Below are 18779 nucleotides of genomic sequence, written 5' to 3' on the forward strand. Positions count from 1 at the left end.
TGATGATAAATCGTCACACTCTAGGGGGTACGAAGATGAAGCTCGAAAGAATTTCGGACAATAAAATAAAATTTTCCATTAGTGTAGAAGAGTTGGAACAAAAAGGGTTATTTGAACAGGACCAATGGAAAGATTCCTATATGTGGCATGATCTGTTCGAAGACATGTTAGATGAAGTACAAGGGAAATTCGGCATCGAAACACAAATGGAAATCACAGTGGAGATTGAATCATTTGATGACCAGGAAATCTGTCTGATCCTCACGTTGGAGTCAGAGGATGACTTTTCCGACTGGGAAGAAGGTACCGAAATGATGAAATCCATGAACGATCACGATGTTCTCGTGTATTTCAATGATTTCGAGGACTTACTCAACCTTCTCAAACGGATCAATGAGATGGGAAAGCTGAGCCATTCCCTCATTCAATTCAGTATTTTTTACTATGAAAAAAAGTATTACGTACTTATAGAGAATTTGCTTGAGGGCGACAGTTTCGTCCTTGAAGCGATTGGCGCCGAATATGGTCAACACTCGACGATCACAAAGCATATCCTGATGGAATATGGCCGAGTTGTGTTACTTAGGGATTCCATTAAAAAGATATTACATTATTTTTGACTCGTTGATCCTGGTATTGAATTTTTACCCCCTTTGAATATATATTTTATGTTTGATCTTATAAGAAAATCGTCTTTTGCACTCTCAGGGTCTCCTGGGGGTGCTTTTTAGAGATTCTTATTCTAAAATGATAGCGTTTTCAAAAAAATATCCTATATTGAATTTTCCTTCTTTGCAAGTGGAAATCAAACGTGTATACTATGTCATGAAAGCGGACGAGGATCTGCTAAACAGTGAAGGATACTGGGAGGTTTACATACATGGTAGCCGAAAAGGGGAAAGAAAATCATCAAAGTTCAGAACAGCATGATGTGCTGAAATCTACACAAACGGTTATTCATCTTGCACTCGATAAATTAGGGTATTCAGAAGAAGTGTATGAATTATTAAAAGAACCCATTCGTATGTTAACGGTTAAAATACCAGTCCGGATGGACGATGGAAAAGTAAAGGTTTTCACGGGCTATCGTGCCCAGCATAATGATGCGGTCGGACCGACAAAGGGCGGTATCCGCTTTCATCCGAACGTTTCGGAGAAGGAAGTTAAAGCGCTTTCCATTTGGATGAGCTTGAAATGCGGAATTGTCGATCTTCCCTATGGGGGAGGTAAAGGCGGAATCATCTGTGATCCCCGGGATATGTCATTCAGGGAGTTAGAGCGATTAAGCCGTGGATATGTGCGTGCCATCAGCCAAATTGTCGGACCTTCTAAAGATATTCCGGCCCCGGATGTATTCACCAATTCTCAAATCATGGCGTGGATGATGGATGAATACAGTCGCATTGATGAATACAATTCTCCAGGATTCATTACCGGGAAACCACTGGTGCTGGGAGGGTCCCACGGCCGTGAAACGGCCACTGCCAAAGGGGTGACAATTTGTATCCACGAAGCGGCGAAGAAAAAGGGGATCAAACTTGAAGGGGCACGGGTGGTCGTTCAGGGGTTCGGGAATGCCGGAAGCTTCCTTGCCAAATTCATGCATGATGCCGGTGCGAAGGTGATCGGCATATCCGATGCCTACGGCGGCCTGCACGATGAGGACGGCTTGGACATCGACTATCTGCTGGACAGACGCGACAGCTTTGGAACGGTCACGAAATTGTTCAATAATACGATTACAAATGAAGAACTGCTGGAGCTGGATTGTGATATTCTAGTGCCTGCTGCCATCGAAAATCAAATCACGGATAAGAATGCCCACAATATCAGGGCAAGCATCGTCGTCGAAGCTGCCAACGGCCCGACGACACTGGATGCAACGAAGATCTTGACGGAACGAGGTATCCTATTGGTACCGGATGTGTTAGCATCCTCAGGTGGCGTAACGGTTTCGTATTTCGAGTGGGTCCAGAATAATCAAGGGTATTACTGGACAGAAGAAGAAGTGGAAGAGAAACTGGAAAAGATCCTTGTCAACTCTTTTAATAATGTGTATGAAACGTCACAAACTAGAAGAGTGGATATGAGGCTCGCAGCCTATATGGTCGGGGTAAGGAAAATGGCGGAAGCCTGCAGGTTCAGAGGGTGGATTTAGCGATATACTAAAAGGGTGGGGGCAAGAAACCCCACCCTTTTTTCTATTGGGATCATATCAATGCAGCCCATCCTATAAGTGTGGATCCCGGGAGACCGAGGGCTCCTTTTTGACCTGGACGCAATCTTATTCCATAATAACTGAGTAAAGACTTTTTAATAATCTGAAGTGTACGGATGAACTTGATCATTCAGATAGAGGAATTGAAGGAGTGTCTGAATTTGAAAATGGAAGAATGTATTATAGTAGGCGGAGGACCGTGCGGGTTGTCTGCTGCCATTAGTCTCAAAGAAAAAGGAATCAATCCTTTGATCATCGAAAAAGGAAATATCGTCAATGCGATTTACCACTACCCTACCCATCAAACCTTCTTTTCGTCGAGTGAGAAGCTTGAGATCGGCGATGTACCTTTTGTCATTGAAGAGCATAAGCCGAGAAGGAATCAGGCATTGGTCTATTATCGCGAAGTGGCGAAGCGTAAAAAGCTGAGGATCAACCGATTTGAAACTGTTTATAAAGTAGAGAAACACGACGACAGCTTTACGGTGACGACTTCTAAGGGCCATTATGAAAGTAAGTCGATCGTCATCGCAACCGGATACTACGATAACCCGAATTATATGGAGATCCCGGGGGAGGAACAAGAGAATGTGTTTCACTATTTTAAAGAAGCCCATCCTTTTTTTGATACGGATGTGGTGGTCATCGGAGGCAAAAACTCCGCCGTTGATGCAGCACTCGAATTGAATAAAGCGGGGGCAAGGGTCACCGTTTTATACCGGGGAAGTGAATACTCCAAAAGTGTCAAGCCCTGGATCCTGCCGAATTTTGACGCACTTGTAAGAAACGGTGAAGTCACGATGGAGTTTCAGGCATGTGTGGACGAAATAACAGGGGATACTGTTCTTTACAACGTTAATGGAGAAAAGAAAGAAGTCAAGAGTGATTTTGTGTTTGCCATGACCGGCTATCATCCCGATCACAGCTTCCTGACGAAAATGGGGATAGAAATCGATAAGGAAACAGGACGTCCGGCCCACAATCCCGAAACGATGGAAACAAATGTAGCCGGCGTCTATATTGCGGGAGTCATTGCCGCAGGAAACAATGCCAATGAAATCTTCATAGAAAACGGTCGTTTGCATGGCGGATTGATTGCAAGATCCATCACGGAAATGAAAAAATAGAATGACAAAGAGGCTCGCAGAGGAGCCTCTTTCTTTCGTCTTTTTTACTTTTTGTCGTTTACTAGTTTTTGAAAATCGCTTCAAGTTCTTTCATATCATGTATTTGGGAAAGGGCGACCACAAGCTTGATTCTGGCCTTTTGTCCATTTAGACCGTTAGAGAAGATGACCCCTTTTTCCTTCAGTTGTTTTCCTCCACCTGAATATCCGTAAATGTCCTGGACGATCCCATTGAAGCATCTCGAAACCAATACGACGGGAATACTCGCTTCTAACAGTTCCTCGATGCCCATCACGGTTTCCGGTGGGAGATTCCCCTGACCCAATGCTTCGATGACGACCCCGTCGTACTGAAGCTCCTTTATCGCCCGCAGTAATCCTGAATCCATTCCTGCATACGCTTTTATGAGTGTCACCCTCTTGGAGATGTCACATACCTCGTAGTGCTCATTAGAGGTCGGCTGGTGATGGAAGAGGACCCCTCTTTTCGTCACGATCCCGATCGGTCCATACTGTGGGCTTTGAAATGTGGATACATTGCTCGTATGGGTTTTGGTCACATTTTTCGCAGAATGGATCTCATCGTTCAGGACAACCAGAACCCCCTTGTTCATGGATTTATCGTCCGCTGCTACACGGACAGATGAAATCAGATTATATAAACCGTCAGCCCCTATTTCATTGCTTGATCTCATCGCTCCCGTCACCACGATCGAGATGGGGAGGGAGAGGGTCAAGTCCAGGAAATAAGCTGTTTCTTCCAATGTATCCGTTCCGTGGGTGATGACGACCCCGTGGAATGGCTTTTCCTGATACTTTTCTTCGATGATTTCTTTCAGCTGCTGCATATGCAGAGGCGTAATATGAGGGGAGGGCAGGTGGAATGCTTCTACTACACTCAGATTCGCCAGATTTGAAACAATTGATGTCTGCACAGAGAGCGGGTTTTCTTTTCCCGGTGTAACGGCTCCGGTCTGTTCGTCTTCCATCATCGAGATGGTGCCGCCTGTATGTATGACTAAAATATCTTTCTTCATCATTCATTCCTCCAACCATTTAAATTCCTATTTCCAATCCTACATTAACATGATACGATTAAGAAAACCGAAAGAAAAGAGGACTTTTTATGCTGGTGATTTTATCAGCGGGTATAGCACCAGGATTAGCATTGTTAAGTTACTTTTATTTACGGGATCAATACGAGGCCGAACCCATTACATTGGTGTTTAAAACGTTTATGTACGGGGCCCTTATTACCTTTCCGATTATGTTTTTACAATATGTCCTGGAAGTGGAAGGGATCATTGATTCCAATTGGTCTACAGCCTTCATTTCCTCCGGGTTCCTAGAAGAGTTTTTTAAGTGGTTTATTTTAATGTTTGCCATCTTCCAGCACGTGGACTTCAACGAACCATATGACGGGATCGTGTATGGAGCCAGTGTTTCCCTTGGGTTCGCTACAGTGGAAAATATATTATATTTGATCGCCAATGGCGTAGAGCACGCATTTGGGAGGGCGGTACTCCCTGTATCCAGTCATGCCCTTTTCGGTGTCATCATGGGGTATTATTTAGGGAAAGCCAAGTTCTCATCCCGGGAAGAAAGGCATAAATGGCTTTTTCTGGCCGTTTCGGTGCCTCTCTTGTTACATGGAACCTACAATTATATTTTCCTTGCTGAGAAAAACTGGGTTTACTACATGGTTCCGTTTATGTTTTTTTTATGGTGGCTGGGATTAAAGAAAGTGAAGAGCGCCCATCAGCTGACAGAGAAGAAGTACAAAAGGGAATTGAAGAAAGAAGTCATTTAAAGACGATTATGTATAAGTGAGTCAGAAGAACCCCCGCTCATTGCGGGGGTTCGATTTTATTTATAGGCAGCAGCCAGATCAGTTTTTGGGGATTCTTTACGCTTCACTTCATCAATTTTGTTTACAAACATCTGAAATACTTTACGTTTTTCATCCAAGTCGCGTATGTATTCTTTCAGTTCACTATACTTTTCTTCAAATGGCTTATGATACATTTCCCTGATATTTTCAATGATTTCCTCATTCACCGTAGATTGAATGACCTGCTTTGTAATTCCGTATTTATAGGAATAGACCTTCAGTTCTTTTTTTACTTCCTCATAATCTGTATTGATTTGATCCAATACCTCCGAAATATCCTCTTTCCATTCATCCAACGATTTCGCTAAATAATCCTCCATCATGACCCTCCTGTTTGAATTAATGAAGTACCCCTCACTCATTATAACCTTACTTGTTTACATCCTTTTTGCTGAGACATTACAGTGTCTTATCAAAGTGCTTTACTTGTGAAGGCGCTTTTTCCCGTTTTCAAATTTTAATGATTCCACTTGTATAAAATGGGAGCCTCTACAAAAACTAGAGTTAATGTTAATTGAAGATATGGAGGTTAAGGCATTATGAATAGTCGTTTCAAATGGGTTTCTACTTCAGTCGTCATGGTGCTAATGTGTTCTCTTCTTATGATTTCTTCTGAAGGTGAGAAGGCAGACGCTTTTACGAATCAGGTCATTCAGCATGGCGCAACGGGTGAGGATGTAATCGAGCTTCAATCCAGACTTCAATATATCGGATATTATAACGGCGATATTGATGGTGTATTTGGATGGGGGACCTATTGGGCACTCCGAAACTTTCAATATGAGTTCGGTCTTCCGATCGATGGCCTTGCCGGTGCGAAAACAAAAGAAAAACTTGTGAAAGCATCAAAGTACAATAAGGAATATGTGAAGAATCAAATTGAAAAAGGCAATGACTTCAGCCATTATGGCGGGACAGATTTAGATAAACAAGGAGGTTCGACAGGTGGGGGAGGTGCAAAGGCTCCTGCTCAAAACAAGCCGGCCCCTTCTAAGCCGACGGCGGTGAATACACCGAATGGTTTCTCTCAAAATGACATTCAATTGATCGCAAACGCAGTATATGGAGAATCACGTGGTGAACCATACGAGGGACAAGTAGCTGTAGCAGCAGTCATTCTCAATCGGATAGACAGCTCAGCGTTTCCCAATACCGTGGCAGGGGTCATCTTTGAACCAGGTGCGTTCACAGCCGTAGCTGACGGCCAAATCTGGTTAACCCCTAATGAAAGAGCAAAAGAAGCGGTGTTGGATGCCATTAACGGTTGGGATCCGTCATCAAGTGCCCTGTATTACTTTAATCCAGCGACGGCAACAAGCAAGTGGATTTGGTCCCGTCCCCAAATCAAGAAAATTGGAAAACACATATTCTGTAGTTAAAGAGGTGAAGGGAATTGCTACGTATCATTTTAATTACGGTACTCGTCCTCGGTGTTGCAGGTACCGCTTTCTGGGGATACCAGGAACACCAGGAGAAAAATGCGATACTGATCAATGCGGAAAATAATTATCAAAGAGCATTTCATGAATTGACTTACCAGGTGGACCTGCTTCATGATCAAATCGGTTCCACTCTTGCCATGAATTCACGGAAGTCACTATCACCGGCACTTGCCGATGTGTGGAGATTGACGTCACAGGCTCACAGTGACGTAGGTCAGCTTCCTTTAACGCTGCTGCCATTTAATAAGACGGAAGAATTCCTGAGTAATATCGGTGACTTCAGTTATCGTGTAGCTGTCAGGGATTTAGATAAAAATCCATTGACGGATAAAGAATATAAGTCATTGGAAAACCTATATAAACAAAGTGCCGATATACAAAATCAGTTACGTCAAGTCCAGCATCTTGTCATGGAAAACAATTTGCGATGGATGGATGTGGAAATGGCTTTGGCATCAGGAGATGAACAGGCAGACAATACCATTATCGATGGATTCAAGACTGTCGAGAAAAATGTATCCGGATATGATGAAGCGAACTTTGGCACGACCACCTTCGTCAACACGGAGAAAAAAGATCAGAACTTTAAAAAGTTAAAAGGGAAAGAAATTTCCAAAGAGGAAGCAGTCAAGATATTGAGGAGGTATTCCGGCATCCCTAAATCGAAAGATGCAAAAGTTTCAAAAAGCGGGAAGGGTGCCGATTACAAATTCTATAGTGTATCGATCGGAAATGGTAACACCGAAGCAAGTATGGATATCACCCAAAAAGGCGGGTATCCGATCTGGTATATCAATAACCGTAAAATCAATGAACCAAAGATCAGCTTGAACAAAGCAGCTGAAAAAGCGACGGCTTTCCTGAAGGAAAATAACTTCCAGAAGCTCGAGCTGTTTGAGAGTGCACAATATGATAACATCGGTATTTTCACATACGTAACGGTCCTGGACGGAGTGAGGGTTTATCCTGATTCAGTCAAAATAAAAGTAGCACTGGATAATGGACAGATTGTCGGGTTTGCTGCTGAAGAATACTTAAAAAATAATCATGAAAGGGAAATCCCTAAGGCTTCCATTACTAAGGCAGAGGCGAAAGAAACGACGAACCCCAACCTGAAGATAATGGAAGAACGCCAGGCGGTGATTGTGAACGATCTCAACGAAGAAGTGCTATGCTATGAATTCATGGGCATGCTGGGTAAAGATACCTATAGAATATTCGTCAATGCTAACACAGGAGAAGAAGAGAAAGTAGAAAGGCTCAAAAAAGCAGAGCCCATCTATGAAGAAGTCGTTTAACACTTAGAGGGACGGACCTCCATCATGGAGGTCCGTCCCTCTCTTCTTATTCGAAAATTCAGAATGGGGTTAAAAAAGGTATGGAAAGGAGAGGGATCTCGTGACATAATATAGATACATAATATGGGAAAGTGGGAATTTCGGACTATGATAAAAACAGGTACCACATTGCAATTGGAGCCTATACATAATGAAACATTTGATCGATATAGATGCAGGGTGGTCGAACTTTCCGAGGAGGGGATTTTTATCGATTATCCCATCCATACCCAAACGGAGAAAGCCGTTTTTTTAATCGATGGAACACAGTTGAAAGCAAGCTTCACCTTCAATGAACAGACCGTCCTGATGTTTGAAACGGAAGTGATGGGCCGTAAACTATCCAAGATACCGATGATCCACCTGCACTATCCAGGGGACGAAGGGTTAATGAAAGTCCAAAGAAGGCAATTCGTTCGTGTAGAAGCGAGTACCGACATTTCATTAAAGAAGAATGGTCAGTTTTATCCGACGATCACGGAAGATCTCAGTGCAGGAGGATGTGCTGTAGTGGTCAGGAAGGGAATGGATTTGAAAAGTGGCGACGGGCTGTCCACCATCATCGTCCTCCCGATGCAGACAGGGGAGTGCCGGTATGCAGAAATCGAAGGAAAAGTGATCCGGGTCTGGGAAAAGGAACACAAACAAATTGCAAGCATCGAATTTGTTCATTTAACTGAAAATCAGAGGCAGCATATTTTAAGATATTGTTTCGAAAGACAGCTTGACTTAAGAAAAAAAGGCTTACTTGAATAAAAAACCAAAATGTACACATACTTTTTCTTAGTAAGGAAAAAGGGTGATCACAGTGAAAAGGGTAGAAAGAATTTTAATTAAATTAGCCATCATACATGTCATACTATTAATAGCGGTCCAGTTTGTCTTTCATCAACTGAATGTCCTTCCCGAGCTTCATAAGCTCGTATTCTACGAAGGAGTGGAGAAAATGGAGTACAGTGAAATTGTAGAAACCCTATCACGTTAGAGCAGGAGATGAATCCCTGCTCTTTTTTTTGAAAAATACTCTCAACGTAAGAATCTATAAACGAAAAGTGAGATTTATGTTAAAATGGGTAAGAAAATTATTAGGAACTTAAGTAGGTGGATGAATTGAAAAAATTAAGAATTGCAATCGATGGTCCTGCAGCGGCAGGTAAAAGTACCGTTGCAAAAATTGTAGCAGGAAAATTATCTTATCTTTATATTGATACCGGGGCGATGTACCGCTCTTTAACGTATAAAGCTTTGAGCAGCAACGTAGACTTGCATGATGAGAATGCATTGAATCAATTATTGTCTGAAACGACGATCGAACTTGAACCTTCTGAAGTGGGACAGCTTGTATACCTGGACGGAAACGATGTAACAGATGAAATCCGTCAGGCTTCCGTGACCAATTCAGTGTCCCATGTGGCCGTTCATTCAGGTGTGAGGGAAGAAATGGTGAAGAGACAGCAGCTGCTTGCAAAAGAAGGCGCTGTAGTGATGGATGGAAGGGATATCGGCACCCACGTCATACCTGATGCGGAAATCAAAGTTTTCTTACTCGCGAGTGTGGACGAACGCGCCCAAAGGAGACACGAGGAGAATCTCTCGAAGGGATATCCGAGTGATCTGGAGCAATTAAAAGGAGAAATCGCCCGCCGTGACAAGATCGATTCTGAAAGAGAAGTTGCCCCTTTGAAAAAAGCCGAGGATGCAACGGAAATAGACACCACTTCCCTTTCCATTTCAGAAGTGGTGGACCAAATCATGCTTTTAGTAGAAAGGAAAGGTTAAAGTGAACCTATATACCTTTGCCAGAGGTCTCGTTAAGTCGATCCTTTCCCCTTTGTACCGGATAGAGGTGAAGGGGCTGGAGCATTTCCCGAAAGATGGGGGTGTTTTACTATGCGCCAACCACATTGATAATCTGGATCCCCCCGTTGTAGGGATCTCAGCTCCAAGGCCAGTGTCCTTCATGGCGAAAGAAGAACTCTTCAATGTTCCCGTATTGGGGAAATTGCTTCCTGATTTACGCGCATTCCCCGTGAAAAGAGGGATGAGCGACCGGGAAGCACTCCGTAAAGGATTAAAAGTCCTGAAGCAGGGAGATGTTTTAGGACTGTTCCCAGAGGGTACTAGAAGTAAGACAGGGCAAATCGGCAAGGGATTGGCAGGAGCGGGCTTCTTTGCACTAAGATCCGAAGCTTATGTCGTACCCTGTGCCATCATCGGCCCATACAAGCCATTCAGGAAATTGAAGGTTGTATTCGGACCGCCGATCCCGATGGATAGTATCCGTGAAGAAAGATTAAATGCGGAGAAAACGACGGAAATCATCATGAAGCATATTGAAGACCTGATACATGCGAATCAATAATATAAGGTTTCCCGCTTGACAAAAAGTAGTATTTATTAGAAGTTAGTAGAAAGAATATTTTAAATTGCGAAGTCTCACAATAATCAAAATCTTTGCAGTCATGGATTAAGGAGGAGTACATAATGGAAGACATGAATGGAATTGAAGTGAAGAATCTTGAAATTGGTGAAAAAGTTAAGGGGACAGTCACTAAGGTTGAAGAAAAACAAGTCTTAGTCGACGTTCAAGATAGTAAAGTGGATGGCATCATTCCAATTAGTGAACTCTCAAGCCTTCATATCGAAAAAGCTTCTGATGTAGTCAGTGAAGGGGATGTACTTGAGTTAATCGTGACTAAAGTGGAAGAAGAACTTCTGGTTCTATCCAAACGTAAAGTGGATGCTGAAAAAGCATGGGAAGAAATGAAGGTCCGCTTTGAAAATGGAGACGTCTTCGAAGCTGAAGTGAAAGACGTCGTGAAGGGCGGTCTTGTCGTTGATCTTGGAGTAAGGGGATTCGTCCCGGCATCATTGGTGGAAGATTATTATGTCGAGGATTTCTCCGATTATAAAGATAAAACCTTATCGTTCAAGATCGTTGAGCTTGATCAGGAGAAGAATCGTTTGATCCTGTCCCACCGTGCAGTGGTCGAAGCAGAGAAGCAGCAACAGAAGAAACAGCTGCTGACAGACATCGAATCGGGTGCCGTCCTTGAAGGGACAGTCCAGCGGATTACGGATTTCGGTGCATTCGTGGATATTGGTGGGGTGGACGGACTTGTCCATATTTCCCAACTATCCCATGAACATGTAGAGAAGCCTTCGGATGTCGTGACTGAGGGACAAAAAGTACAGGTGAAGGTCCTGAGTGTCGACCGTGACAACGAGCGTATTTCTTTATCCATCAAAGAAACCCTCCCTGGGCCATGGAGTGACATTTCAGACAAGGCTCCTAAAGGAAGCGTGTTGGATGGGGTCGTAAAACGCCTTGTATCTTACGGGGCATTTGTAGAAGTGTTCCCTGGAGTGGAAGGACTTGTTCATATCTCTCAAATTTCACATAAACATATCGGTACTCCACACGAAGTGCTTCAGGAGAACCAGGATGTAAAAGTGAAGGTGCTTGACGTGAACGAAAATGAACAACGCTTATCTCTAAGCATCAAGGCGCTTGAGGAGAAAGAGGAAGAAGTAACGGATTACGAAATGCCTGAAGAAAGCACCGGCTTCCAATTAGGAGAAATGATTGGAGATAAATTAAAAGATCTTAAGTAATGGTGATGAATTGTGACGAGAGCTCAAAGAAAGCAAGACCACATTAATTATGCTTTGTCTACCGGTCAACAGCGGAAGACCGGTTTCGATGAAGTGGCTTTTGTCCACCAAAGCTTACCGAATATAGCAGTGGATGAGGTTCATCTGCAGTCTGAGATTGGCGAACTTACATGGAGTTCGCCAATTTTCATAAATGCTATGACGGGTGGAGGTGGAGAATCCACTACAAAAATCAATCAGGAATTATCGATTCTTTCCAGGGAAACGGGGCTGGCGATTGCGGTAGGATCGCAAATGTCAGCTCTTAAAGACCCTGCTGAACGAAAAACGTATGAAGTCGTCCGGAAGCATAACCCGGATGGGATGATTTTCGGGAATTTGGGAAGTGAGGCCACTGTTCAACAGGCAAGAGATGCCGTTGAGATGATTCGAGCCGACGCCCTGCAGATTCATTTGAATGTGATTCAGGAATTGACGATGCCAGAAGGGGACCGTGACTTCCAAGGGGCCCTGGAGAGGATACAGAATATTGCCGAGAATCTTTCCGTACCTGTGATTGTGAAAGAGACCGGGTTTGGTATCAGTAAAGAGGCTGCAGAATCCTTGTCCGACTCAACGATTTCAGCCATCGATATAGGCGGATTCGGCGGAACGAACTTCTCGAAAATCGAGAACCAGCGGAGAAAGCGTATGTTGGATTTCTTTGATGAATGGGGGATCCCCACTGCAGTATCGATAGCAGAGAGCTACGCTGTCTCAGATAAGCCAATCCTGGCTTCCGGTGGCATCCAGAACAGCCTGGACATCGTTAAGTCCCTTGGTTTAGGGGCATCAGCTGTTGGGATGGCCGGCGTCATCCTTAAACAGCTCCTTGAAACGGGTTTGAACGATACCATTGAAGAAGTGAATCAAATTCATACGGATATTCAATTTTTAATGTGTGCTCTCGGATGTAGACGGATTGACGATCTTCATAAGGTACCCATGGTGCTATCAGGTCACATATATCATTGGCTTGAAACGAGAGGATTGAATCCCCGGGGGTACAGTAATAGGTGTATGTAAAAAGAACGAATTCTCATGAGTGAGAATTCGTTCTTTTTTTGTTGCATGGGTTGAGTTTGTTGATTCGGATTCGATTTTTGGATATTTTTGTTAAACGGCTGGATTTCAACGTGAAACGGCTGGATTTTCGATCAAAACGGCCGGATTCCGTTGGATTTCCGCTGGATTTTCACTTAAAACGGCTGGATTTTTGACAAATTCGGGCCGGATTATTACCCACCGCTTTCGATGAAACACCGAGAGTTTTTAGACTTCTCGCGTCCGACCTGTCCGTTCACACTTTTAGCGTTTAGCTTTTTCCGGTCCTTCGACGCTTGTCGCTCCATTGTAATGTAAGCCCTGGTCACGGTCTGATTCCACTCGCTTGCTTTGTTTCAGCTTTTTCTCTTGTCGATCTTTACCCACTTGAATACACCTCCTATCTTTATTTTTTCTTTGGAAAGTTGATTCATACATGAATGAGATACATAAAGATTTTCCATAATGTAGATAATAGGAGGGAGAGTGTGCTGATGGATGGCATATTGTATTTGTGGTTACTGTGGGGAATATGGGTATATACGACATTTATAATGAGAAAGAAGCATTCGGAACGTTTTCGTTATTCGTTTATTTGTTTATTGCTCATATGTGTATTTCCATATGGAATGATGGTGGGTCCTGTAGAAGTATCATTCCCTGTTATTGTACTTGCACTCATTTGTATTGTTACTATACGAAATTTAAGCTTGAGAGAGAAGTTATATATGCTTGTAGCAGTTCTCTCCATGGGGATGCTCTACGCTGGAATCGCTCTGATTTCCATTTATGACCCGGTACTTATGTTTATAGATCGGGATATCATCCTTTCTTTATCGTTGGTACTTGTAGGTGTTCTTTTCTACAGCCACACCACCCAACACAGGCTCCGCCTCATTGCAGTCGCTTTAAGCAGTGTGACCGGCGACATTTTTCTGAGCATTCCATTAAACAAGGTTGGATTTTACTATTCGATCGGAGGACCTGCTTACTTGGACGTGCTTGCACTAACCATCGGGCTTTTATCAGCCTTGAAAATAGTGGTGGAAATAAATCAGGCTGTTCACATCAAGACACAAACAAATAAGGGGGAAATGAAGAATCTATGAATGTGTATGTGTATCCGGTGATCTTTGGCGTGGTGGTTGGGACCCTGACAAGGATCTATATGCTTCGCACCGACTATCGCCAATATCCGACGTATCTTCATGGAAAGATTATACATATAGCCCTGGGGTTCATTGCGGCGGGTCTCGGTACCATTGCAATCCCTGCTTTACTGGAGGAGAATTTCACGGCGATAACGTTCTTGACGGTTGCGGCTTCTCAGTTCCGTGATGTGAGAAATATGGAGAGAAACACGTTGACAGAGCTGGATGCATATGAGCTTGTCCCCAGAGGGGCTACGTACATCGAGGGGATTGCCATTGCATTTGAAAGTCGAAATTACCTGGTGATTTTCACCTCTCTTCTTGCTACGATTGCCTACATCGTATTCAATATATACGCCGCTTTAGGGATCAGTGCAATCTGCATGGTGCTTGCTCATAAATTAATGGCCGGCGGGCGGCTGAAGGATATCGTTGACATTGAATATGTGAAGCCGCATTTTGATGGAGCGGGATTATATGTTGATAATATCTACATCATGAATATAGGCCTTAAAGTAAGGCAGGAAGAGATCCTTCGATATGGGATGGGGTTCATCCTTTCACCCAAATCATTTGATGCAAGGTCGACACTCGCCAATCTGGGTCAGCGTCAGGCCATTCTCCATGATATGTCCACTTCCCTCGGGATCTTTAAGGATTCGGGAACTCCTGCTTTGACACCGCTCGCCAAGAGGGATTTAGATGATGGGAGAGTCGGGGTGTTTGTCCTTCCGCAGCGAAAGGACGTGGAGAAGGCCATAGCCATCCTTGGGCAGGTACCAACCCTGGAAAATGCCATAAGAATGCCGTCTGAGTCGAAAGCGAATCAGGAGGGGAGTAAGTTAAAATGAGTACGACCATACAGAAATTCATCCTCGCAACCGTCACGACCACACCTGAAAAAGTACCGAGTGGAACAAGTGTGTTCTATTGTAAAACGGATGATGAATTACAAAAGATCTGCGCAAACCTGGAAGCCATCCTCGACGGGATTGCCCATGAATTAGACGAGGGACTCTTCATCATTGTAAAACATTGATTGCCAGTTTATGCTTTTACTGATAAAATAGTAAAGTTAGGGGGGACTGTCCCATAAGGAAACATTACCTTAAGGGCCGGTCCTTCTTGTGCCAGTTAATGAAAATGATTGAACAGGCTTAAAAAGAGGAAATGTAAGAACGAAACAACTTCTTACAGAAAGGGTGATGAACGTGACTAAACCAGTAGTAGCAATCGTAGGGCGTCCGAACGTCGGGAAGTCCACGATCTTTAATAGAATTGTTGGGGAAAGAATATCCATCGTTGAAGATGTACCTGGTGTAACAAGGGACCGTATATATAGTTCTGCAGAATGGCTGACGCATGAATTTAATATCATTGATACAGGCGGGATTGAACTGGGAAATGAACCATTCCTGGATCAAATCAGGCAGCAGGCTGAAATTGCCATTGATGAAGCCGATGTCATTGTATTCTTGACGAATGGCCGCGAGGGTGTCACAGCCGCTGATGAAATCGTTGCCAAAATTCTTTACAGATCAAAGAAACCGGTCGTATTAGGGATAAACAAAATCGATAATCCAGAAATGAGGGAAATGGTTTATGATTTCTACTCTTTAGGATTTGGCGAACCGTATCCTATTTCAGGTTCCCATGGACTTGGTCTGGGAGATCTGCTCGACGAAGTTGTCAAGAACTTCAAACAGGAAGAGGACGAGGACTATGCGGAAGATGTCATCAAATTTTCTTTGATCGGTCGTCCGAATGTAGGAAAATCTTCTTTAGTCAACGCTTTATTAGGGGAAGACCGTGTCATCGTCAGTAACGTAGCAGGCACGACGCGGGATGCCATTGACTCCTCCTATACGTATGATGGACAGGACTACGTCATCATTGACACAGCGGGTATGAGGAAAAAAGGGAAAGTGTATGAAACCACTGAAAAATATAGTGTGTTAAGAGCTCTCAGAGCCATTGAGCGCTCAGATGTCGTCCTATCAGTCATAGACGGAGAGGAAGGAATCATCGAGCAGGACAAGAAAATCGCAGGGTATGCACATGATGCCGGGCGTGCTGTCGTCATTGTCGTGAATAAATGGGATGCCGTGGAAAAAGATGAGAAAACCATGAATAAATGGGAAAAGAATATCAGGGAACATTTTCAATTCCTTGACTATGCTCCTATCGTCTTCCTTTCTGCGAAAACAAAGAAGCGCATTCACACTTTGCTGCCTATCATTAATACGGCAAGTGAAAATCACGCCATGCGTGTACAATCCAGTGTGCTGAACGAAGTGGTCATGGATGCAGTTGCCATGAATCCGACACCGACGGATAATGGAAAGAGATTACGGATTTACTATGCGACACAAGTGGCTGTAAAGCCTCCTACTTTCGTTGTATTCGTCAATGACCCTGAATTAATGCACTTCTCTTACGAACGATTCTTGGAAAATAGAATCCGTGATGCATTTGGATTTGAAGGAACCCCTATTCGTATTATTGCGCGTGCTAGAAAATAATAAGGTGGGTGTAAAAATGAAAAGTTCAAAAAATGTAACGGTAGTCGGAGCAGGAAGCTGGGGCACGGCCCTGGCGATGGTACTGGCTGATAATGGTTTGGAAGTCAGGCTGTGGGGCCACAAAAAAGAACAAATCGATGAAATCAACTCCAGGCATACGAATCAAAAGTATTTGAAAGACATCGAGCTACCCCAATCCATTATTGGCTATCACGACCTCGGGGAGTCATTGGATGGTGTTGATACCATCATTCTGGCTGTTCCGACGAAAGCGATCCGCGGAGTACTCGGGCAGATTCAAGAGGTACAACGTGCACCATTGACCGTGGTCCATGTAAGTAAGGGAATAGAACCTGATTCCCTCCTCAGAATTTCAGAATTGATCGAAGATGAAATGGCACCTGAGAATTTACATACAGTCGTGGTACTGTCAGGACCTAGCCACGCTGAAGAAGTGAGCTTAAGGCATCCAACGACTGTGACCGTTTCATCTAAGGATATGAAGGCTGCTGAAGAGGTTCAGGACCTGTTCATGAACATGAATTTCCGTGTATACACAAATCCGGATCTCCTGGGTGTAGAAATTGGCGGGGCTCTAAAGAATATCATCGCCCTTGCTGCCGGAATTACAGACGGCCTGGGATACGGGGATAACGCCAAAGCGGCTCTGATTACACGCGGGCTTGCTGAGATTGCCCGTCTGGGAACGAAGATGGGTGCGAATCCCCTGACGTTTTCAGGATTAACGGGAATCGGTGATCTCATCGTGACGTGTACAAGTGTACACTCGAGAAACTGGAGAGCCGGGAATATGCTCGGAAAGGGTCATAATCTGGATGAGGTCCTGGCCAACATGGGCATGGTCGTAGAAGGGGTGCGCACGACGAAAGCGGCCCATCAGCTTGCTGAGAAGTATGAAGTGAATATGCCGATTACGGATGCACTGTACGATGTCCTCTTTAATAAAGTGGAAGCGAAAGAAGCCGTTGATCATTTGATGGGCCGCGTAAAAACGAATGAAATGGAAGACCTTGTGAATATTCTGGGTGAACGCTTAACCTGATCCGGAGAATAGGACTGTATGAATGATTATTTTTGCATAATGCACAATTATTCCTCGATTTATAGGCATTCGAGGATGCGTACACTGATCTTTCTGCATACACTGTCATGAATATATACAGCTTTGCCTATGGATGGGTAGGTCTCCCTTATTTAGAGCTTCTCTTAGTATGTTGACGTCTATGATGCTGACATACTTGAGAAGCTTTTTTTTGATTTTTCATCCATAAGCCCCACCTTTAGGATTGTAACAGATTCTTGAACAACCATTCTTTTCTATTCTTTAGTAAAAATCTTATGATATAATACATTCGATAACAGGAGGGATGTACTTTGGATTCGATGATGAAGATGTGGATTTCGTTTGCCTCAATGGGATTCATGTTTTTTGCCATATTAACGATTTATTTCAGCCGATATAAGATTAAGCAGAAATTCCTGCGTTTTATCACAGCTTTCATGGCATACATATTGATGATCGCTGGTGGGCTCATGATGATTTATATAGTATTAAGCGGACCTACCAATTAGGACCGCCCGATTGAAAGGACGTTTTAGATTGAAGCGCTTTAGTATAACAGCATTACTCCTCATACTTACAATGAGCATACTTTCCGGCTGTCTGTATCCGGATGAAGAATTAAGTCAGAATCAGATTCCTTATGAAACCCAGGTGAAGGCTGTACAAGAGGCAGTGGAAACCTATCAGAAAGATAATAGCGGACTGCTTCCAATCAAGACCCGGGATCAGGATACTCCCATCTATCAGAAATATCCGATTGATTTCAGGAAATTATCACCCAGATACTTACCCGAGATTCCGGGGAATGCCTTTGAAAATGGCGGAATCTTTCAATATGTTCTGGTGAATGTAGAAGAAAAGCCGGAAGTCAAGATATTCGATCTTCGTATGGCTGAACAGATAAGGGAATTGAAAATCAGGATCCAGGCACAGGACTATCCTCCGTTTAAAAAAGAAGTGGCAAACAATGTCTATACCCTGAATTATAAGGAACTTGGCTATGACGAGGAAGTCTACGTGAATAGCCCTTATTCCAATAAAAATCTTCCCCTTGTCATCAATGGGGACGGCGACATTTATGTTGATTATTCAATGGATTTATTTGAAGAACTCAAATCGGGTGATAAAAAATATAAAAATGGTGAAGATATTCGGAATTTACTAGTGAAAGATACATACTTTGTTCCTGCATATTCTTTACCGTATACGGTTGATGAAAATAACGAACCTGTCTTTATGACAAAATAGGCATAACCCTTTTCTTGCAAAATATATTGTAAGGGAAGGGTTATTATTTTTATGTCATCCTT

General features: G+C 43.4%; 22 protein-coding genes. 19 read left to right on the forward strand and 3 right to left on the reverse strand.

The window, feature by feature from the left end; all coding sequences use genetic code 11:
* Positions 1-35: 35 nt before the first annotated feature.
* From N5C46_RS00685 to N5C46_RS00695, 3 genes are all read left to right on the forward strand, one after another.
* Positions 36-620, forward strand: coding sequence for an adaptor protein MecA (locus tag N5C46_RS00685; RefSeq protein ID WP_261750503.1), 585 nt, complete (start codon positions 36-38; stop codon positions 618-620).
* Between the two features lie 260 nt (positions 621-880).
* A complete protein-coding gene (locus N5C46_RS00690) occupies positions 881-2158 on the forward strand; it encodes a Glu/Leu/Phe/Val family dehydrogenase (protein ID WP_034758292.1) in 1278 nt (425 codons plus the stop codon).
* Between the two features lie 221 nt (positions 2159-2379).
* Positions 2380-3345, forward strand: a complete 966-nt coding sequence (locus tag N5C46_RS00695; RefSeq protein ID WP_261750504.1) for a YpdA family putative bacillithiol disulfide reductase — start codon at positions 2380-2382, stop codon at positions 3343-3345.
* 61 nt (positions 3346-3406) lie between these two features.
* Here N5C46_RS00695 and N5C46_RS00700 read toward each other — a convergent pair whose 3' ends face one another.
* Entirely contained in the window at positions 3407-4384 is a 978-nt protein-coding gene (locus tag N5C46_RS00700; RefSeq protein ID WP_406686831.1) for an asparaginase, read from the reverse strand.
* A gap of 86 nt (positions 4385-4470) precedes the next feature.
* Between N5C46_RS00700 and prsW the strand changes: the two genes are divergently transcribed.
* Positions 4471-5154, forward strand: a complete 684-nt coding sequence (gene prsW / locus N5C46_RS00705; RefSeq protein WP_261750506.1) for a glutamic-type intramembrane protease PrsW — start codon at positions 4471-4473, stop codon at positions 5152-5154.
* 56 nt (positions 5155-5210) lie between these two features.
* Here the strand turns inward: prsW and N5C46_RS00710 are convergent, their stop codons facing one another.
* A complete protein-coding gene (locus N5C46_RS00710) occupies positions 5211-5555 on the reverse strand; it encodes a hypothetical protein (protein WP_034758298.1) in 345 nt (114 codons plus the stop codon).
* A gap of 258 nt (positions 5556-5813) precedes the next feature.
* Here N5C46_RS00710 and sleB point away from each other — a divergent pair, with 258 nt between their 5' ends.
* From sleB to fni, 8 genes are all read left to right on the forward strand, one after another.
* Entirely contained in the window at positions 5814-6614 is an 801-nt protein-coding gene (sleB, locus tag N5C46_RS00715) for a spore cortex-lytic enzyme (protein ID WP_371928763.1), read from the forward strand.
* Between the two features lie 14 nt (positions 6615-6628).
* Positions 6629-7975 (forward strand): germination protein YpeB, encoded by a 1347-nt coding sequence (ypeB, locus tag N5C46_RS00720; protein WP_261750507.1) that lies wholly within the window; start codon positions 6629-6631, stop codon positions 7973-7975.
* Between the two features lie 147 nt (positions 7976-8122).
* On the forward strand, positions 8123-8770 hold the full coding sequence (locus N5C46_RS00725) for a flagellar brake protein (protein ID WP_261750508.1): 648 nt from the start codon (positions 8123-8125) through the stop codon (positions 8768-8770).
* A gap of 52 nt (positions 8771-8822) precedes the next feature.
* On the forward strand, positions 8823-8999 hold the full coding sequence (locus N5C46_RS00730) for a YpfB family protein (RefSeq protein ID WP_159362177.1): 177 nt from the start codon (positions 8823-8825) through the stop codon (positions 8997-8999).
* Between the two features lie 125 nt (positions 9000-9124).
* A complete protein-coding gene (gene cmk, locus N5C46_RS00735) occupies positions 9125-9793 on the forward strand; it encodes a (d)CMP kinase (RefSeq protein ID WP_406686834.1) in 669 nt (222 codons plus the stop codon).
* A 1-nt stretch (position 9794) separates the two neighbouring features.
* Positions 9795-10376: a lysophospholipid acyltransferase family protein gene (locus N5C46_RS00740; RefSeq protein WP_261750510.1), complete on the forward strand. Its 582-nt coding sequence runs from the start codon at positions 9795-9797 to the stop codon at positions 10374-10376.
* 119 nt (positions 10377-10495) lie between these two features.
* Positions 10496-11629 carry a 30S ribosomal protein S1 gene (rpsA, locus tag N5C46_RS00745; RefSeq protein ID WP_261752244.1) on the forward strand — a complete coding sequence of 378 codons (1134 nt, stop codon included), beginning with the start codon at positions 10496-10498 and terminating at the stop codon, positions 11627-11629.
* A 12-nt stretch (positions 11630-11641) separates the two neighbouring features.
* Entirely contained in the window at positions 11642-12694 is a 1053-nt protein-coding gene (gene fni / locus N5C46_RS00750) for a type 2 isopentenyl-diphosphate Delta-isomerase (protein ID WP_261750511.1), read from the forward strand.
* 282 nt (positions 12695-12976) lie between these two features.
* On the opposite strand, the gene N5C46_RS00755 is transcribed toward fni, so the two are convergent.
* Positions 12977-13099: a YpzI family protein gene (locus tag N5C46_RS00755; protein ID WP_261750512.1), complete on the reverse strand. Its 123-nt coding sequence runs from the start codon at positions 13097-13099 to the stop codon at positions 12977-12979.
* Positions 13100-13266: 167 nt separating this feature from the next.
* On the opposite strand from N5C46_RS00755, the gene N5C46_RS00760 reads away from it, so the two are divergent.
* The 7 genes from N5C46_RS00760 (at position 13267) to N5C46_RS00790 (ending at position 18717) form a co-directional block, all read left to right on the forward strand.
* Positions 13267-13821, forward strand: a complete 555-nt coding sequence (locus N5C46_RS00760; RefSeq protein ID WP_420720446.1) for a YphA family membrane protein — start codon at positions 13267-13269, stop codon at positions 13819-13821.
* Positions 13818-14714, forward strand: a complete 897-nt coding sequence (locus N5C46_RS00765) for a YIEGIA family protein (RefSeq protein ID WP_261750514.1) — start codon at positions 13818-13820, stop codon at positions 14712-14714. Before N5C46_RS00760 ends, N5C46_RS00765 begins: the two co-directional genes overlap by 4 nt.
* Positions 14711-14902, forward strand: a complete 192-nt coding sequence (locus N5C46_RS00770) for a capping complex subunit for YIEGIA (RefSeq protein WP_034758320.1) — start codon at positions 14711-14713, stop codon at positions 14900-14902. Before N5C46_RS00765 ends, N5C46_RS00770 begins: the two co-directional genes overlap by 4 nt.
* A 172-nt stretch (positions 14903-15074) precedes the next feature.
* Positions 15075-16385, forward strand: coding sequence for a ribosome biogenesis GTPase Der (der, locus tag N5C46_RS00775; protein ID WP_261750515.1), 1311 nt, complete (start codon positions 15075-15077; stop codon positions 16383-16385).
* A gap of 16 nt (positions 16386-16401) precedes the next feature.
* Positions 16402-17448 carry an NAD(P)H-dependent glycerol-3-phosphate dehydrogenase gene (locus N5C46_RS00780; RefSeq protein ID WP_261750516.1) on the forward strand — a complete coding sequence of 349 codons (1047 nt, stop codon included), beginning with the start codon at positions 16402-16404 and terminating at the stop codon, positions 17446-17448.
* Positions 17449-17789: 341 nt separating this feature from the next.
* Entirely contained in the window at positions 17790-17978 is a 189-nt protein-coding gene (locus N5C46_RS00785; protein ID WP_079533131.1) for a DUF2768 domain-containing protein, read from the forward strand.
* 28 nt (positions 17979-18006) lie between these two features.
* Positions 18007-18717 (forward strand): YphF family lipoprotein, encoded by a 711-nt coding sequence (locus tag N5C46_RS00790; protein ID WP_261750517.1) that lies wholly within the window; start codon positions 18007-18009, stop codon positions 18715-18717.
* The last annotated feature ends 62 nt before the right edge of the window (positions 18718-18779 follow it).

The sequence above is a fragment of the Rossellomorea vietnamensis genome, from assembly GCF_025398035.1.
Lineage (GTDB): Bacteria > Bacillota > Bacilli > Bacillales > Bacillaceae_B > Rossellomorea > Rossellomorea vietnamensis_B.

Excerpts from the sequence above, each read along its gene's own strand:
- sleB (WP_371928763.1), top strand. The coding sequence starts at position 5,814 with ATGGTGCTAATGTGTTCTCTTCTTATGATTTCTTCTGAAGGTGAGAAG.
- prsW (WP_261750506.1), top strand. The coding sequence starts at position 4,471 with ATGCTGGTGATTTTATCAGCGGGTATAGCACCAGGATTAGCATTGTTA.
- N5C46_RS00765 (WP_261750514.1), top strand. The coding sequence starts at position 13,818 with ATGAATGTGTATGTGTATCCGGTGATCTTTGGCGTGGTGGTTGGGACC.
- N5C46_RS00780 (WP_261750516.1), top strand. The coding sequence starts at position 16,402 with ATGAAAAGTTCAAAAAATGTAACGGTAGTCGGAGCAGGAAGCTGGGGC.
- N5C46_RS00785 (WP_079533131.1), top strand. The coding sequence starts at position 17,790 with ATGATGAAGATGTGGATTTCGTTTGCCTCAATGGGATTCATGTTTTTT.
- N5C46_RS00770 (WP_034758320.1), top strand. The coding sequence starts at position 14,711 with ATGAGTACGACCATACAGAAATTCATCCTCGCAACCGTCACGACCACA.
- N5C46_RS00760 (WP_420720446.1), top strand. The coding sequence starts at position 13,267 with ATGAGAAAGAAGCATTCGGAACGTTTTCGTTATTCGTTTATTTGTTTA.
- N5C46_RS00700 (WP_406686831.1), bottom strand. The coding sequence starts at position 4,384 with ATGATGAAGAAAGATATTTTAGTCATACATACAGGCGGCACCATCTCG.
- N5C46_RS00690 (WP_034758292.1), top strand. The coding sequence starts at position 881 with ATGGTAGCCGAAAAGGGGAAAGAAAATCATCAAAGTTCAGAACAGCAT.
- N5C46_RS00685 (WP_261750503.1), top strand. The coding sequence starts at position 36 with ATGAAGCTCGAAAGAATTTCGGACAATAAAATAAAATTTTCCATTAGT.
- N5C46_RS00725 (WP_261750508.1), top strand. The coding sequence starts at position 8,123 with ATGATAAAAACAGGTACCACATTGCAATTGGAGCCTATACATAATGAA.
- N5C46_RS00710 (WP_034758298.1), bottom strand. The coding sequence starts at position 5,555 with ATGGAGGATTATTTAGCGAAATCGTTGGATGAATGGAAAGAGGATATT.